The 15,690-nt window shown below is 56.9% G+C and carries 14 protein-coding genes; 6 read left to right on the forward strand and 8 right to left on the reverse strand.

Annotated features, from left to right (window positions below; genetic code table 11):
• The first annotated feature begins 440 nt into the window (after nt 1-440).
• From E1J53_RS13685 to E1J53_RS13700, 4 genes are all read left to right on the forward strand, one after another.
• Nucleotides 441-866 carry a CBS domain-containing protein gene (locus E1J53_RS13685; protein WP_134273014.1) on the forward strand — a complete coding sequence of 142 codons (426 nt, stop codon included), beginning with the start codon at nt 441-443 and terminating at the stop codon, nt 864-866.
• Between the two features lie 234 nt (nt 867-1,100).
• Nucleotides 1,101-2,738 (forward strand): DUF4038 domain-containing protein, encoded by a 1,638-nt coding sequence (locus tag E1J53_RS13690; protein ID WP_134273015.1) that lies wholly within the window; start codon nt 1,101-1,103, stop codon nt 2,736-2,738.
• 212 nt (nt 2,739-2,950) lie between these two features.
• Nucleotides 2,951-4,273, forward strand: coding sequence for an NAD(P)/FAD-dependent oxidoreductase (locus E1J53_RS13695; protein WP_134273016.1), 1,323 nt, complete (start codon nt 2,951-2,953; stop codon nt 4,271-4,273).
• 14 nt (nt 4,274-4,287) lie between these two features.
• Nucleotides 4,288-4,656 carry a hypothetical protein gene (locus E1J53_RS13700; protein ID WP_134273017.1) on the forward strand — a complete coding sequence of 123 codons (369 nt, stop codon included), beginning with the start codon at nt 4,288-4,290 and terminating at the stop codon, nt 4,654-4,656.
• Here the strand turns inward: E1J53_RS13700 and E1J53_RS13705 are convergent.
• Both E1J53_RS13705 and E1J53_RS13710 read right to left on the reverse strand, forming a co-directional pair.
• Nucleotides 4,653-5,075, reverse strand: a complete 423-nt coding sequence (locus E1J53_RS13705; protein WP_134273018.1) for an HNH endonuclease signature motif containing protein — start codon at nt 5,073-5,075, stop codon at nt 4,653-4,655. The two genes, E1J53_RS13700 and E1J53_RS13705, sit on opposite strands and share 4 nt — an antisense overlap.
• Entirely contained in the window at nt 5,072-5,317 is a 246-nt protein-coding gene (locus E1J53_RS13710) for a hypothetical protein (protein ID WP_134273019.1), read from the reverse strand. Before E1J53_RS13710 ends, E1J53_RS13705 begins: the two co-directional genes overlap by 4 nt.
• 426 nt (nt 5,318-5,743) lie before the next feature.
• Between E1J53_RS13710 and E1J53_RS13715 the strand changes: the two genes are divergently transcribed.
• Both E1J53_RS13715 and E1J53_RS13720 read left to right on the forward strand, forming a co-directional pair.
• Nucleotides 5,744-6,568: a helix-turn-helix transcriptional regulator gene (locus E1J53_RS13715; protein ID WP_134273020.1), complete on the forward strand. Its 825-nt coding sequence runs from the start codon at nt 5,744-5,746 to the stop codon at nt 6,566-6,568.
• Nucleotides 6,569-6,653: 85 nt separating this feature from the next.
• A complete protein-coding gene (locus E1J53_RS13720) occupies nt 6,654-8,099 on the forward strand; it encodes a S41 family peptidase (RefSeq protein ID WP_134273021.1) in 1,446 nt (481 codons plus the stop codon).
• A gap of 26 nt (nt 8,100-8,125) precedes the next feature.
• Here the strand turns inward: E1J53_RS13720 and E1J53_RS13725 are convergent, their stop codons facing one another.
• The 6 genes from E1J53_RS13725 to E1J53_RS13750 all read right to left on the reverse strand — a co-directional run bounded on the left by E1J53_RS13725 (nt 8,126) and on the right by E1J53_RS13750 (nt 15,687).
• On the reverse strand, nt 8,126-9,679 hold the full coding sequence (locus E1J53_RS13725; protein WP_368671755.1) for a glycosyltransferase family 39 protein: 1,554 nt from the start codon (nt 9,677-9,679) through the stop codon (nt 8,126-8,128).
• Between the two features lie 262 nt (nt 9,680-9,941).
• Nucleotides 9,942-11,198: a GrpB family protein gene (locus E1J53_RS13730; protein WP_134273022.1), complete on the reverse strand. Its 1,257-nt coding sequence runs from the start codon at nt 11,196-11,198 to the stop codon at nt 9,942-9,944.
• Nucleotides 11,195-11,875, reverse strand: a complete 681-nt coding sequence (locus E1J53_RS13735; RefSeq protein WP_173021486.1) for a class I SAM-dependent methyltransferase — start codon at nt 11,873-11,875, stop codon at nt 11,195-11,197. Before E1J53_RS13735 ends, E1J53_RS13730 begins: the two co-directional genes overlap by 4 nt.
• 71 nt (nt 11,876-11,946) lie before the next feature.
• Entirely contained in the window at nt 11,947-12,714 is a 768-nt protein-coding gene (locus tag E1J53_RS13740; RefSeq protein ID WP_368671756.1) for a DUF1080 domain-containing protein, read from the reverse strand.
• A 69-nt stretch (nt 12,715-12,783) separates the two neighbouring features.
• Nucleotides 12,784-13,944, reverse strand: a complete 1,161-nt coding sequence (locus E1J53_RS13745; RefSeq protein ID WP_134273025.1) for a PDZ domain-containing protein — start codon at nt 13,942-13,944, stop codon at nt 12,784-12,786.
• A 120-nt stretch (nt 13,945-14,064) separates the two neighbouring features.
• Entirely contained in the window at nt 14,065-15,687 is a 1,623-nt protein-coding gene (locus tag E1J53_RS13750) for a T9SS type A sorting domain-containing protein (protein WP_134273026.1), read from the reverse strand.
• Nucleotides 15,688-15,690 lie beyond the last annotated feature (3 nt).

Raw genomic sequence — 15,690 nt, forward strand, 5'->3', positions numbered from 1 at the left:
CCGAGCAGTCTTTATGGGGACATAGGCCCAATATGCTGCTCGTAGGTCTCGGCGTGAGACTGACCTGTCGGCCGAGTGATTGGGTGGGAAACTTACACATTGTCATAACCATCCTCGCCGGAATAGTGCCTGATGCTCCGATAGTTGAACCATGGCTGGTTTGAACAATGGATTTTTCCGTGACCCCAGGTCGGCCGACGAACCAGCTCGTACCTCGCGTTTCGGCGGACGACCTGGAAACTTACCGGACCAGGGGAAGGGCTTCAATTTGTAACAATGAAGAGATTCCATGCGCTGAGCTGTCGCGGCCCAATGGACTTACTCGTGGTCAAGTGAAAGGAAAGCATCTAATCTAGTCCCTTTTTTGAGTGCTTGGGAAAATTACTCCTTTATCCCTAAATTAGGAGCACCCCCCGAAGGATCACAAAAGCACTTGAATTATGATGAACGAAGAAGTCCGGACGATCATGTCCACCAATGTCGTTACGGTCGCCCCGGACCAGTCGGTGGGAGACGTTCTGCTGGTGATGCAAAACAAGCGCCTGCAGCAACTGCCAGTGGTGGAAGACGATAAGCTCGTAGGGCTGATCACCTCCTATGACCTCTGGAAGCACTGCCGGAATGGCGAAGGGTGCGAGCAGGAGTTGGTCAAACAAGTAATGACTACGAACGTGGTTAAACTAGCCCCCAAGGATAAGGTGGGTACGGCCGCGGAACTGTTCATGGATCGCCGGTTCAAAACCCTGCCGGTCGTCAACCTTCGTGGAGAGCTCAAGGGCGTGGTGACGGCCTTTGACGTGATTCGCTACAGCTTCAAGAAAGAATATCCGGAGCCCATTCTGTACGCCGAGGTCGTAAAGAAATGAGGTCGGAACGTTTCCGTCGTTAATCAATCCTTGAATGGCGGCTTGGCCTAAGTCGTACTCGTCCCAGCGGAACATCTTTCGAGGGAGGTGTGATTCTACTGGGATTTCCAATAAGTCCATCGAGAATTCCTAAATAACATTTTAATTACTGCTACCTTCCTGGTCTTCGTCCCGGAAGCAAGGTGGAGCCTGCGGGCTCTACTGGTTGTAGTCGTTTACCAGATCCAATTATTTATGCGCATTCTTTCCGCTTGCTTATGCTTATTGCTCATGGGGTGTAATCAGGAAGAGGCTGCCCTGCCGACCGTTGCCCAGAACACGGTGTACGAGATCAGTCTGACCGCCGAAGGGAACTACGCTAATCCCTACACCGACGTGGCGGTATCGGCCAGCTTCGAGAACGATGCGGGGGAGGTCATCACCCGTCCTGCTTTCTGGGATGGCGAGAAGAGCTGGAAAATTCGGTTTGCCGGTCCGCAAGCGGGAGAAACCTGGCGCTGGCGCACCACCGCTGAACCGGCGGACGCAGGATTACACGACCAGGAGGGATCGGTGGTCGTTGAAGCCTACGAGGGAGACAATGCCCTGCTCCGAAAGGGATTACTGAAGATGTCCGCCGGCAAGCGCAACGTGGTGCACGCCGACGGAAGCACCTTTCTGGTAGTGGCGGACACGCCCTGGGCGATCCCCTTCCGGGCCACGGTGGAACAGGTGGAAGTGTACGCCAAAAAGCGGCAAGCTCAGGGCTTCAACGCGGCCCTGCTGATGACCCTACAACCCGATATGCGGGCCGAGGGCCCGGAAGGAAGGAACATTGACCAGGGCTTTGCCCGGGCCTTCACGGACCTACCCGACGGGCAGCTGCAACAGCTGCAACCCGGCTACTTCCAGTATCTGGACACTCTGATCCAAACCCTACTGGAGCACGAGATTGTGCCCGTTTACCAGCCGGTTTTCCACGGCTTTGGCTGGAAGGGACTGGACGTGTTGGGCAACGTTATTGCGCCCGAGCAGTACGAGCGCTACACCAAATACCTGCTGGGGCGTTACGGGGCCCAACCCGCCTTGTGGTTGCTGGCGGGAGACAACGGCGGCCGTGATCCCGGCGTGGAAGAAGCCGGCATCATGATGGAGGCCTGGGACAGCTACCAGCAACCCACCGGCCTGCACTACAACCCCTGCGACGACTACCTGGCCGAGTGGGCGGTCGGCAACGACCTCAAACACTGCGAACACTACAACAAGAGCTTTCAGGAGGCCGACTGGCTGGACTTTCAGTGGGCCCAAACGGGGCACGGGCAGGAACACCAGTACCACAAAGTGGAGCGGATGTACGATAACCTCCCGACCAAGGCGGCCGCCAACGGAGAACCCACCTACGAGGGCATGAATGACGGCCAGAATGGCCTGGGTTGGTGGCAGGGTGAAGATGCTTGGGGGCAACTCTTCGCCGGCGGCACCATGGGCGTCGTGTACGGCGCCGCGGGCCTGTGGCAGTGGAAAGTCTCCGCCGACGAAGCGGGCTGGACGGCCTGGGCCACCCAGCCGATGTCCTGGCGGGATGCCCTGGAGCTGGAGGGGGCGAAATACGTAGGCTACGTCAGCGAGGGCCTGGAAAGTTTACCGCTGGCCGATATGGAAAAGCGTCCGGAATTATCCCCCTCGGGGCACCAGGTCCTGGCGGTGCCGGGGAAGGCCTACCTCGCCTACGCCCCTCAGGGCGGCACCGTGGAACTGACCGATCTGGAGGGAGACCTAATGGCCGCCTGGTTCGACCCCCGAACGGGAATATTCCGGGAGGCTACCCTCAAGGATGGCGGGTACCCCGCGCCGACCGAAGACCACTGGGTGCTGGTCCTGGAAGCCCGGTAGCCCAGTTACCCCTTCGCGGTAGAGACGCTGTGCGTCGACTTAAATCGTTCCGCTGAAGGAACGATGCAAAAGCCCTCCCGTGAAAAGGAACGCCAGCTACCGTGCTAATCCGCCTTCCTCCGCACCTACCCGGCCCGGCGAACGACCGTTGCACCCGCGGCCCCTCGCCCAAATTGTTTACCTTAGCCACGAACTGAGTCGATCCGTAAACTATGAAAAACGTTCCCCGCGTAGCCGTCATTGGCGCCGGTTGTTCCGGTATTACGGCCCTGAAGAATTGTCTGGAAAAAGGACTGGACGCCACCTGCTACGAGGCTAATGCCGACATCGGTGGCAACTGGATTTATTCGGAGCAGGAAAGCCACAGCAGCGTCTGTGAAACCACCCACATCATCAGCTCCAAAACGCTGAGTGAGTACCTGGATTTTCCCATGCCGGAGGACTATCCGGATTACCCCAGCCACGAGCAGGTGCTGCGCTATTTCCGCAGCTACGCCGACCATTTTGGGCTGCGAACCCACATCCGCTTCAACGTCCGCGTGGAACGGGCGGAGCTGGGCGAGGACCAGCGTTGGACGCTCACCCTCAGCGATGGGACCACCGAAGTTTTTGATTACCTGCTCACGGCCAACGGTCATCACCACCACGCCCGTCATCCGGAGGGCATCGCGGAGGCCTTCGCCGGGCGTTACCTGCACAGCCACGACTACAAGCACAACCGCAGCTTTAAGGATGAGCGGGTGCTGGTTGTTGGCAGCGGCAACTCCGGCTGCGACTGCGCCGTGGAGATCAGTCGGGTAGCCGCTTCGGTGGACATCAGCATCCGCCGCGCCCACTACATCATCCCGAAGTTCTTCCTGGGCAAGCCGGCGGATACCTTCAACAAGGGACTGCAGTACCTGCCCGGCTTTCTGCGCGGGCCGCTGCAAAAACTGAGCCTGCGGTTCCAGGTCGGGAAGTACGCCGCCTACGGGCTGGAGGAACCCACCGAACCGGTGACGAAAACCCACCCGACGCTCAATTCCGAGTTGCTCTACAAGATCCGGCACGGGAAGGTGCACCCCCGGCGGGGCATCCAATCCGTAGCCGGGAATACCGTTCACTTCACGGACGGCAGTCAGGGTACCTACGACACCATCGTGGCGGCCACGGGCTACAAGATCACTTTCCCCTTCTTTGACCGGGCGATGATCAACTACGAGGAAGCGGACCGCATCCCCCTCTTCCTGCGGATGTTCCACCCCGACTATCCCACCCTGATCTTCATCGGCCTGTTTCAGCCCCAGGGGGCGATCTGGCCCCTGTCCGACATGCAGTCGCGGGTGGCGGCTGCGTACATGACCGGGGAATACGTTCTCCCGTCAAAGCTCGGCCAGGAGGCCGAGGCGGACAGTGATCACATCGAGCGGGAATTTACCCGCTCCAAACGGCACACCATCGAGGTGCACTACCACGCCTTCATGAAGCGCCTGGAACGGGAGCTGGCGAAGGGAAGGAAACGCGCGTTGGGTAAGGAGAGGGAGTTGGTGGGGTAATCAATTTTAGTATCATGCTACCCAAAGCCCTCCCCGGAACGTGGCGCAGTGGTCCCCTGATCACGATTCCCAATTACAATTCAAACGTTACAAATTGGATCGACTGTGTCTTTTCGCGGGGAGAGCTCAAGTTGGTGTTTCATCAGTCCTCGGAAAAGGAAATGGTCCTGGAGGTACACGTGCCGGTGATTTATGGGGGTGGTGGTCCCGGCCACCTGAAGTTGCTGGAAAAAAAGTATCCGATCGTTGGGGGCCGGGTGCAGCAACCCGGCAAAACGGACCCCTGGCAACTTTCGTGGCGCGGCCCGAAGCTGAGTATATTTTTGTTTGGGGAGCGTAGGTTTTTTGGGCGCGTCATTCCTCCCGTGCAATGGGGTAACTAACGCTCGCCCAGGAGGCCGCGGGCGAGCAGCACCGACCTCACTTCGGCGCGATTGATGTCGTTCAGGTTGAGGACTTTGATGGTGCCCTCCCCGACGGGTGTTTTGGGAAGAATAAAACCATCGGGGCGGAGGAGAAAATGTTCGGACCATTTATCCCGTCGGGGATTAAAGAGCCGGACCAATTCATCTTCGGGGATGCGGTAGGCCGCGATGCTGCTTCCCTTGCTAAGGTTGCAGAGTCGGCAGGCGAGGGCGAGGTTGGAGAAAACGGTCGCTCCTCCCTGCTTTTCGCTGATGATGTGGTCGATGTGATAGGAGGCCAGGGCTACGCTGCTGGGCACCAGGCAGTACTCGCAGCAATCCTTGGCGGCTTCCGTAATCTGCCGGCGAAGAATAACGGGGATGTAGGTTTTGCTCACGCTCCCTGCAGACGGCTGAAGGCCCGGGCTTTAGCCATCCGGACCATGTGCTCAGCTACGCGGTAGTGCTCCAGTTCGATGTGCTCTTCCAGGGTCAGCGTCCCCGCAGCATTTTTGTCGGCTAACTCCTGAAGCCGCTGCTCGTCGGCTTCGCTGGTCCGCAATTGCATGACCTCCTCCGGCGTGGGAAAATCCGAGAGTACGTTGATGACCCGACTAAGTAGTTCGCTGCGCTCGGCCATGGTTTGTTGCGTTGAGCTTGATAAATATAACGCTTTCGAACGCAAAAAAAGTTTAGGGGGGCATTCCCTGGGGAATGCTTAAGGCCTTTTGGGGCAATACGCTCAGGGGGGCAATTCCGTTTTAGGAGTGATGACTTCTTAATCCGGTCGAATGAAGATCAAAAGTTTCTACCTGCTGACAGTCCTAATCGTTTTGGGAGGATGTGAGGGATATTATGGGGGTGGGTAATGACATCATCTTCTACCGGCCGCAAAACGATTATTTGCTACTGGATGGTTGGAGCAATTGCTTTAAGCTGCATCCCCTGGGAAATACCCTCGTTTTTCTTTTAGTGGGCCGATCCGCTTTCCGTGGCTATCTTCCGAGAGAAAAGGGGAATATATTTCAGCATGCAAGGGAGGGGCAACTTCAATTTTTGGTAGACAATGATTTCACAGGTTCATAAAATACGGTCCCAAAAATTACGACCCTTCGTACAGTACATTCTATACAACCAATACGATGGCGGCACGCAGCATTCGGTAACCTCTTTCCCCAATACCAATGTCTGTTTGGGGATTTCAAAAAGCAATGCCCTGCACGAGGCGGAGGATGCTTTCGTGAGTACGAAAAAGGAGCAGGACGAGCTTTTCGTCTACACTACGGGATTGTACACTAAACCGCACGAAATCAGGGTCGGGGAAAGTTGGGATGAAATTTGCGTCGACTTTCATCCCTGCGGCTATTATCAATTTTTTGATCTGCCCAGCAAACCCAAAATTATTGAGGAGGGCTTTTCGAATGCTTTCTTTTCCCAAGACGACCAACGTTGCCTGGTGGGCATTCTTAATGAGTCCAATCTCCATCAGCGATCAGCAGCCATTGAAGAGTTGCTGCTGGCAAAATTGAAGGCTTTTGATCAGGCCAACCTTCAGCTAGCCATCGATTATATTCACCAGCAACAGGGAATCCTCTCCGTCAAGGATATCCTGCGACACACCAGGTGCAGTGAACGGAAACTATACCGTTTATTTCAGGACCATTTTGGAATTACACCGAAATGGTATATCCGGGTGGTGAGAATCCGACAGGCACTCCGATTGATGACGCTTGATCCGCTACTGTCCTTGACCGAGATCGCCTATCAATGTGGTTATACGGACCAGAGCCACTTCATCAAGGAAGCGAAGTCTATGTGTAACCTGATTCCCAGGCAGCTCAAAAATAACCTGATGACTATCGATGGTGAAGTAATCGTAAGCAACGGTTAAGGGTGCAGTTTTTTTACAATTTTACCCCATGAGAAGCCGCTAGGTTTGCCCCTCCTACTGACAAAACACCGGTCAACTTAGCCGCATGAAAAAAATAGTATTTCTCCTCCTCCTGTCCTTGCCCTTGTTATTGTCCGCCCAGGACTGCGACTGTCCGTCCAATTTTGCGTGGACCAAAAAAACCTTCGAAGAAAACGATGCGGGTTTCGCCTACGTCATTGACGAAAAAGGACGGCAATCCTACGAGGACCACGTAGGTGTGTTCGCGGAAAAGGTTAAGGGAATTGGGGATATCAATGAGTGTACGCAAACGATTTATGAGTTCCTTACTTTTTTTCGCTCGGGCCACCTTTCCGTCCAAACGCTGAGCGGACAAAGCAACCAGGCCGGAAGCCAACCCACGGATGAGGATATCATTCAGCAATTTGCGGAATGGGAAAAGCTGGGAGTGGACGTCGCCGAATTCGAGGAATACCTGGAAGGGAAGGAGGCGCACGACTTTGAAGGCGTCTGGGTTTCGAATCCCTATAGAATCGGCATTAAAAAAGTTGGTGGGGAATACCTCGGCTTCATCATTGAAGCGGATGGCGTCTACTGGACGGAGGGCCAGATTAAGTTGAGAATTCACGAAGATCAATCCGCAACTTTTTATATGCGAGATCATTCCGCGCAGGAGTTTGCGGCCGCAGAATTAGTGGGGAATAATTATCTGCAGATGGGTTTTATAACCCTACAGAGAGTAACGCCCTCCCTGGAAACGGAACCAGCAGTTGAAAACTATTACCGGGCCATTGCTGCGCAGGATCCCTACTTCGAGCAGGTCAATCCGCAAACGACCCTGTTGAGAATTCCGAGGTTTTGGGGCTCCGAAAAATGGAAAATTGATAGTGTAATCAACGCAAATCGGGAACTGATTCTCCAAACGCCAAACCTGATTATTGACTTGAGAAATAACGGTGGTGGAAGTGATGGCAGCTTCCAGGAACTACTTCCCATCCTGTACACCAATCCCATCCGGACGGTGGGCGTAGAATTGCTGTCTACGCCCCTGAATAATCAACGAATGCTGGACTTCATCAATAAGGAGGAATACGGCTTTGACGAAGCGGGGAAGCGGTGGGCTCAGGCTGCCTACGATAAACTTTCCGAGCGGATCGGCGAATTCGTGATGCTGAACGAATATCCCGTTACGATTACGAGCTACGATACGGTCTATGCTTTTCCGAAAAATATCGGCATCATCATCAACGAAAACAACGGAAGCACCACCGAGGAGTTCCTGCTTGCGGCTAAGCAAAGTAAAAAGGTGAAGCTGTTTGGAACCACTACGATCGGCGTGCTTGATATTTCAAATATGTACTTCGTCCCCTCTCCCTGTAATGAGTTCGAGTTGGGATACTGCCTATCGAAAAGCATGAGGATACCGGAGATGACCATTGACGATAAGGGGATACAACCCGACTACTACATCGACAAGGACATTCCGCAATACGAGTGGTTAAAGTACGTGACGGAAATTTTGGGCGAATAAGGGAAGGCCACAAAAGGCTCGGCGAATTATTCTCCTCCCAACCCCAACCGCTCCCGGCGCTGCTCTTCCAGTACGGCCCGCCAGGCCTCCTGGGTATCTCCCGTCGGGCCGGTCAGGTAATAAATGTGGTGCGTCTCCCGGGCAAACGGACTTTGCTGCACCGTCAGGGTTTCGGTGCTTTCGAAGAAGTCGGACGGTCCCCAGGGATAATCCTCCACCGCGATTTGCCGATCAAAGGGAGCCGCCTCCTCCGGTACCCATAGAATGAAACTGGCGTTGAAGCTGTAGGGTTCCGGCAGGTCATATTTCTTGCGGAAAAAGGCTAGGGCACCCGCCTGTCCGTAGTTGCCGGCGTAGATCATGGTGTTCCTCCGCTCTTCTTCGGGAAGGGCGTAGTAATACTCGGCCACCGTTTGCACCATTTCTTCCCAGCCGTGCATGTCGGCGTAGTCCTGCCGGAGGTCGCGTACGGTACCATCCTCCCAGCGCAGGGGCGGCGAGAAGTTCCACTGGTCCCGCATGTAGACGCCAAAGGCCTTCATTTTTTCGATGGGGAGGATGGGGATCGAGAAGGGCATCAGGAAGACATTGCCGGTGAACATGATCAGAAACCACCAGCTTTTTTCCTTCAGGATTCTTTCCCAGAACAACCCGCCGGCGGCCATCAGGGAGGCGTAAATACCCATCATGTAGTAACTCTTACCGCTCAACGCCAGCAGAAGCAACAACAGTACCGGATAGGCGATACCGAGGAAGCGGTAGGGGCGGAGCTTCTCGTTACGGAGTAGCCAGTAGAGCCCCGGCGCCCACACGAACAGCGAGCCACCGTGAAAGATGATCTGGGGAATCAGGAAGTCAGCCGTAGACATATTGACCAACTGGGTGCGCGCCAATTCTTCCATGTGGGTCACCACGGGGAAATCGTAGTACCACTGCCACAGCAGGTTGGGTAACCAGATAACGAAGGCAATGCCCGCGGCTACCCACAACTTGGGTTGTAGAAACAACTTTCTTTGCGGGCTGAGCAGCAGTCCCGCAAACAGTGCGATCAGGTAAAAGACGACACTGTATTTCGTGAGCAGCGCCAGCCCCACGATTCCTCCCAGCAGGTACCAGTCTTTGGGCCGCTCGTACTTCACCACGCGGACGAGCGCCAGGCCAATGGCGAGCCAGGCCAACTGATTAAAGCTGACCGGCTGAAAAAGATAGTTGGTACCCAAAAAGGCGGGAGATAATAACCAGGCAGCGCCGGCAATCAGTTGGGCGTACTTGCCACCCCCGAATTCGGTGACGAGTTTCAGGAGCAGGTAAAGGCAGAGTAGGCCCACCAGAAGCACGGGCAGCTTGGCCGCCCAGACGGAGCTTCCCAGAAAGAGCCGGCTGAGGCCGGCGACCCAACCGATCATGGGCGGACCTTCCATGTAGCCCCACATGGGATGACTACCCTCCGCCAGGTAAAGGTATTCATCCCGGTGGAGGCCGTAGCCGACCAGAACGGCCGCAACGGTCAGAAAAATTTTTACGGCCTGCAGTCCGAAAAGGATGGGGAGGTGGATACTGGGTGGTGCTGGTGTGTTCACGGTAAGTGGGTGCTTAGGTAAAGTAAAATAGGCTTCCGAACCGGAAGTATCCGAAAACTATCGACGCTTTGCCGGCCAGCCTCCGATGGAGGTCTCCATTAACAATATGAATGGCTATGAGGTCCCATGACTTGGGCCTGCTTACACCGGATTAGTAACTCGTTAGGATCGTTGATTTCTAAGGAAATGCAACGACGTGCTCGTGCGACTAGCCCTTGGGCAACGGCGTGCAGGTGCCGTGTTTTTTCCGGGTGCCGGCCCATCAGGTATCGGCCTCCCGGAGAACGCGTTGCACGAAGTCGGTGGCCCTTAGCTGCTTCAACCGGGCGTATGCTTTCTTATCCTGACCGGCCTCGCGGGCCAGCTCCCGTTTGATCCGTTGGTAGGCCTCGCGGTGATGGGCGTGGGCGCGCAGCTGATCCCGAAAGGTCAGGTGGCGATGCAGTTCCGCGCTGCCCTGAGGGCAGGCGTAGAGATGATGCCGGATGTGGTCGAGGACGGGATGGTCACTGCCCGGAACGCGCTTGTAAACTTCCCGTTCGGCAATTCCCTGGTCGCCGTGGTGCCGGTAGCCAATACTGGCCAGTCGTTGGGTGATCTCCTCCAGGGGAAGGGTGGGAGGATAAATCATGTCGATATCAATGATCGACTTTGCCGCCAGACCCGGAACGGCCGTACTGCCAACGTGCTCAATCTCTACGGAAAGCCCCGCCAGCGCGGCCTGTAGCACCTCCCGGATGGTGTCGAATTGGCCGACCCACTTCGGGTCATAATCCTGGATGAGTGGAGGAATGGCCGCTTCCTCTTCAAGTTTGCGGTATCTGGAAGTGGTCGTCTGCTGCCCGTCCAGAAAAGTGGCGACGGTTACCGTCGCGTCCGGGGACGGATTGACGACGTGGGTGACGGTCCGTTCGCGGATCGGAACCTCACTGTCAAGGTGTACGCTGATCGAATGATCTTCCAGGGTGAAGCGGAAGGTGATCAGCCCGGCAGCATTGTTGCGCAGGCGGAGGTCTTTGTAGCCGTAGGCTACCGTTGCGTCAGCCCCAAGGGGCGCGTAGCGGGTGGCTTCGGTGTAAATATCCACGGAATGGTTGTGGCGCTCTACCACCTCCAGCCCCGCCCGTAAGCTCACGGCGTAGAGGAGGCCCGATAGCTGGCACAAGCCCCCGCCGAAGGAGGCTTGCAGCTTTCCGTCGATGATCGTCCTTCCCTCCCGGAAACCGTTGGCCCGGGTGGGCGCGCCCACGGCGCGCCAGAACGAAAACACCTCTCCGGGTCGGACCCGCACGGGCGTTATGCGCCCAATGGCCAACCTAAAGTTGTGCCGTTTTGCGGCGAGGGTAGCGGAAGGCATGACGGCCTGCCGGAGACTGATGCGATGGGGAAGATCGGTGAGTGCTCCGCCTTCCGCACGGGCGAACTGATGGCGGAGCCCACTGCGCCAGTCGCGCCAACTCCGCCGCAAGAGCTGGTACCGAACCTTCAGGCTCATCGGGATATAGCGTCGAAAATTCATTGCTTGCGGAGGATGTAGACGAGGTAGGAACTCAGGTGGCGCAGCGGTGAACGGCAGAGCCAGTCGTCCAGCTTCCGCAGCGTGGGGCGCCACCGTACGGGAATGCGGTGGACGGGAAAGAAGCCGATGCCCACGTAAGCAACCAACTCCCAGTCGTCCCCGAGGAGTTGCCGGACCTCCTGGGGAGATGCGCCGAAGGCACCGTGCCAGTTGCTGGCCCGGTAGTTAACCAGCCGGCGTCGCTGGGCGGAGGGTAGGTCCACGATCATCAGTCCATTGGGCAGCAGGTATTGGTGGGCCGCCCGAAAGATGGCCGCTACTTTATCGGCGTCGAGGTGCATCAGCAGGTGAAAGGAGTAGACGTTGGCGAAGCGGGCCGCCCCGAAGGGCGGCGTGGTGGCATCCCCGACGATGAGGTCCTTCTCCGGGTATTTCTTTCGCGCCTCTCCGATCATGGGGGCGCTGGCGTCCAGTCCGTGGCCGGCAAAATCAAGCAGTCTACCGGTCCCGCAGCCCAGATCCAGATTGTCCGGGTAGGACGCTTCGGGCAGCCAGGCCCGGAGAATTTTTCGCTCCTGGGCATCCAGGTACTGCCCGTAGGAATTCCCGAAGCGGTTCTCGTCGTAGTCGGGGGCCAACTGGTCGTAGTAGGTGGTGACGGTCCGTTGGGAGTGCATTTTGATGAGGTTTAGGTCGGAAACGGCTTGGCGGTCAGGCGATTCTTGGCACCTGCGCGCGCCGCCAAAATTCATTCCAATTCCCGGATACGCAAATTCCGGAAGGCGATGCCCTGGCCTTCGGCCTGCAGGCCGATATATCCGTTGGTGAGGGCTTGTCCGTCCACCTTGAGGGCGGGGTCGAAACGCGCGGCTACGTCGCCCCCAATCTGGGGCTTGCGGTACTGGAGCACGGTGTCGCCCTCCACGAGGTGAAGCACCAAAGAGTCGCCGTAGACGATCAGTTCTCCGGCCACCCACTGGTCCCAGGGGTAGGTTTCGGAGGAGGAAGAAATGCAGTGCTGCGGCGAGATGGTGTCACCGTAGACCACGTCCGTACCCGGAGAGCACATGTTGCCGGTCGGCCGGGGATTGCCGTCATCGGCGTCGGCGAGAATCTGGTACTCCACCGAAATGGGCCAGTCCTGCTCCTTCAGGATGCTCTGGGGCGATTGGGAATGGAACATGATGCCACTGTTGCGGTAGGTATAGTCCGGGGCGTCCGCCATCCACTCCTCCGTGAAACGGGTCTCAAATTTCAGGTGGAAGGAGGAAAATGGCCGGTCGTAGAAGAGATGGCCGTAGCGTTCGTCAAAGGTATCGTAATCGGTGTAGCTCACCAGGATGGCACCCTCCTGCACCCGAAAGGTATTGGCGTAGTTGTCGCCGGTTTCGTGGTGTTGGAATTTGGGCGTCCAGCCCGTCAGGTCCCGTCCGTTGAAGAGGTCCACCCACTCCTCCTTCGTGGAGGCTTCGGGCGGTGCGGGCTCCGTGGCATTTTCGCAGGACACGAGCAGCATCGTCAGACAGGTAATCAGCAGTAGGCTCCGGAGAAACATAGTTGGGAGTTGTAACCCGGAAGATATGCATTAACGATATTTTACTTTGGATAACCGTACCGTTCTGGCGGCATCGTCACCCCGTTTGACGGTGAGCTGTACGCTTTCTTCCCGATGGAAATCGTAGCCGTTGAGGTAGCCGGCACAGTCGCCCGTGAGGTCACTGATGGGGCGTCCGTTGATCTGCAGGACGACGTCGCCGGAAGCCAGTTCCGCCCGGGCGGCGGGGGAATCTTCCAGCACCCACTTGATGATGGTGGCCTCCCCGATTCTGGCGATATCGAAGCCGAACGTATCGTAGCCCGGGGCTTTGGCCGCTTCGGGATAGGGCTTAAAGTGCCACCATCCCTTTTGGTAATCGAGGGTGACGATACCGTAGCGCAGGACGTCGGCCCCGATGCGCGGTTCGGTTACTTTGGAGAGGTCAGCGTAGAAATTCCGGAAGCTGGTTCCGGCCATCACCAGTTCGTCCACCTTCACGGCGTAGCGGGTGGTGGTGGGAGGAACGTCCTGACTGATGCCGAAGGAAAAAATGCCCCGGAAGACGAGGACCTTTGCGGGATTTTTGGCCCGAATGGCTTCGGCCTGATCCGTGCGGTAGCTGAAGAAATCTCCGGAGCCGGAATCGAATTCGACGTAGGTATTTTTTCCGTCGAGCTTGAGCCTGACGTCGGGAAGTCCCCGGCGGCTGAGGCGCATTTTCGTGCGGTCGTGTCCGGTTAGGTCCAGAGCGTCCCGCCGGGTGGTCATCCGCAGGCGTCGTTGGGCGTAGTCAAACTGCAGGAGGATGTCGTCAAAGAAGTCCCGTCCGATCATGCCGTCGGCCTCCAGGCAGTTGGAGGGGTAGCGTTCCAGGACGTCGTCGAGAAAAGCCCGGCGGTCTTTAAAGTGCCAGTTGCCGATGGCCAGGTCGGGCACGATGGCCGTGGGGATTTCTTTTTCTACCCGGTTGATGTCCGAAATCAGAAAGGGAGCACCGGCGGGCAGCTGATGCCGCTCCTGAAGTCTTGGCGCTACGCCCAGAATACCGCCCGTATCCAGAATGAAGCGGTAGGACTGCTCCCCAACGGTAACGGGAACGATGACCTTGTTTTTGACCAACTCGAAGGGAATCCAGCCGCTGTCCTGATCGGGTTGGGCGGGCAGGGTACTCCACAGAAAAAGGAAAAGCAGTGATAGGAGTCGGTGCATGAGGGTCGGGGTCGTTAACGGAGAAACGAATGTAGGTCGGGAGATGTTTCTCCTGGCGAAATCGGTGTTTTCACTTACCCTTACCCGCTTTACCCGCCGATCATCTCCGGAGGAACGCCGTCAGTCGTGAACGACAAGCTTCCCCGAGACTAGGACCTGCGTACCCCGGGTAAGTTGAAGCAGATAATTCCCCGGCACCAGTTTTTCTTTATGCTGCCATTCCAACTGATGGTCGCCAACGGAAAGGGGAGCAAGGGCTTTGCTGGCGATACGTTGCCCCAGCAGATCATAGACGCTTAACTGGACGTGTTGAAGCGGTTCGCGCGTAGAGAAAGTAATGCGGAAGCTTCCCTGGTTGGGATTGGGGTACACCCGGAACCCGGATACGGTCGGCCCAGCGTCGGGATGAAGGGCGGTGGAAGTGGTGTTGTGGAGGTAGACGGCGTAGGCCCGGTTGTGGGCATCACTCTGGGTGCCGTCATTCACGAAAAAGATATTCTCCGCACTGCTCCGGATTCCTCCGAAAATATACCCCAGCAGCAAGCTGTCTCCCGGAGCAACGTTCAGGTCATCCATTCGGATTACGCCGTTGGGGAAGGTAGGAAGGTCTTCCCGGGGGATAAATTCCGCGCCGGCCCCCAGAAAGGCGGGCAGCTGCTGGGTAAGGGGGACTTCTTCCATTTCGCCGGAAGCCATTCGGGTAACCCGGGTGATGGTCTTGACGAAGGGGACGTTATCGTCCTGAATGCGGCCGTTATCTCCCGGATAGAATTGCGCCATCCCGCCAAAGAACAGTGTGTGCATTTGACCGGCACCTTCCGCGTAAAGGGGGATGGTCGGACAGTGGTAGTGGTTATAGTATTGCAGGAAATCAAAATTGACGGTGTGTCCACTGCTGTCAATATCTACTGGCTGAAGAAATGGCAAGTCGGCGTCCCGCCGGAATACTCCGGAGAATGCAGTCAGCCCTTCCTCGCCGTTGGGTAAAATCTGGGGTACCACGTTGTAGTCTCGTCGATGCAGGTGGGCTTCATCGGTCCAGTCCGTAAGGTGCTCAACGGCAATTGTGTCGCCCCCGAACAGGAGGCTGAATCGGCGAACCTGATCGGTGTACACCTGGGTGAAGCCGGGGCCATGGTCCGGTCCCATTGGATTGTAGCGCCCTTCAAACTTTTGCCCCCCTACCAGGTACCAGGTCTCGTAAATTTTCGCGAGCCGTCCCCCGGTAACCGCAAATTTTTCGTCCCTAAGTTGCTGGAATGCCGGTAGGATTGATGTGCCCTCCTTAACGGCGGCAATGAGGGTGGGAAGGTCGAGCACCGTCAGCGTAGGGAAGGTAGTATGGTCTCCCAGGGACGGACTGTAGCCGTAGCCGCCGATGATCAACAGGGTGGTATCCTCCTGATAGAACTCGGGATTTGTGGCACTGAGGGGTTCCCGGAGGTTAGCGGGCAGGCTTGCCAGCGGGGCCGTCCATAACCGATCGTTGGTGGGGTCAACCACCCAGATGGTCGTGTTATGACCGGCGAGGTCGAAGGCCGCGAAGGGCTGCCGCCGGTGCAGCCCGTCCAGTCGGCCGCCGATAATTACCCATTCTCCATTAATTTGACCAAAGGCATAGGACTGAATCCCCCCTAAACCCGTGATGGAAACGGGGGAAAGGCTGAGGTGGTCGGGTGGAAGGTTCTGCGCGGCAACCAGGAAGGGTACTGCCGAGAGGAGGAGAAACAAAAAGCGCTTCATGGG

The organism is Lewinella sp. W8 (assembly GCF_004375085.3).
In the GTDB taxonomy this organism is placed as follows: domain Bacteria; phylum Bacteroidota; class Bacteroidia; order Chitinophagales; family Saprospiraceae; genus Neolewinella.

Coding starts and splice junctions, on each gene's coding strand:
- E1J53_RS13700 (WP_134273017.1), top strand. CDS start 4,288: ATGCTACCCAAAGCCCTCCCCGGAACGTGGCGCAGTGGTCCCCTGATC.
- E1J53_RS13715 (WP_134273020.1), top strand. CDS start 5,744: ATGATTTCACAGGTTCATAAAATACGGTCCCAAAAATTACGACCCTTC.
- E1J53_RS13685 (WP_134273014.1), top strand. CDS start 441: ATGATGAACGAAGAAGTCCGGACGATCATGTCCACCAATGTCGTTACG.
- E1J53_RS13750 (WP_134273026.1), bottom strand. CDS start 15,687: ATGAAGCGCTTTTTGTTTCTCCTCCTCTCGGCAGTACCCTTCCTGGTT.
- E1J53_RS13720 (WP_134273021.1), top strand. CDS start 6,654: ATGAAAAAAATAGTATTTCTCCTCCTCCTGTCCTTGCCCTTGTTATTG.
- E1J53_RS13740 (WP_368671756.1), bottom strand. CDS start 12,714: ATGCTGCTCGTGTCCTGCGAAAATGCCACGGAGCCCGCACCGCCCGAA.
- E1J53_RS13730 (WP_134273022.1), bottom strand. CDS start 11,198: ATGAATTTTCGACGCTATATCCCGATGAGCCTGAAGGTTCGGTACCAG.
- E1J53_RS13690 (WP_134273015.1), top strand. CDS start 1,101: ATGCGCATTCTTTCCGCTTGCTTATGCTTATTGCTCATGGGGTGTAAT.
- E1J53_RS13710 (WP_134273019.1), bottom strand. CDS start 5,317: ATGGCCGAGCGCAGCGAACTACTTAGTCGGGTCATCAACGTACTCTCG.
- E1J53_RS13695 (WP_134273016.1), top strand. CDS start 2,951: ATGAAAAACGTTCCCCGCGTAGCCGTCATTGGCGCCGGTTGTTCCGGT.
- E1J53_RS13735 (WP_173021486.1), bottom strand. CDS start 11,875: ATGCACTCCCAACGGACCGTCACCACCTACTACGACCAGTTGGCCCCC.
- E1J53_RS13745 (WP_134273025.1), bottom strand. CDS start 13,944: ATGCACCGACTCCTATCACTGCTTTTCCTTTTTCTGTGGAGTACCCTG.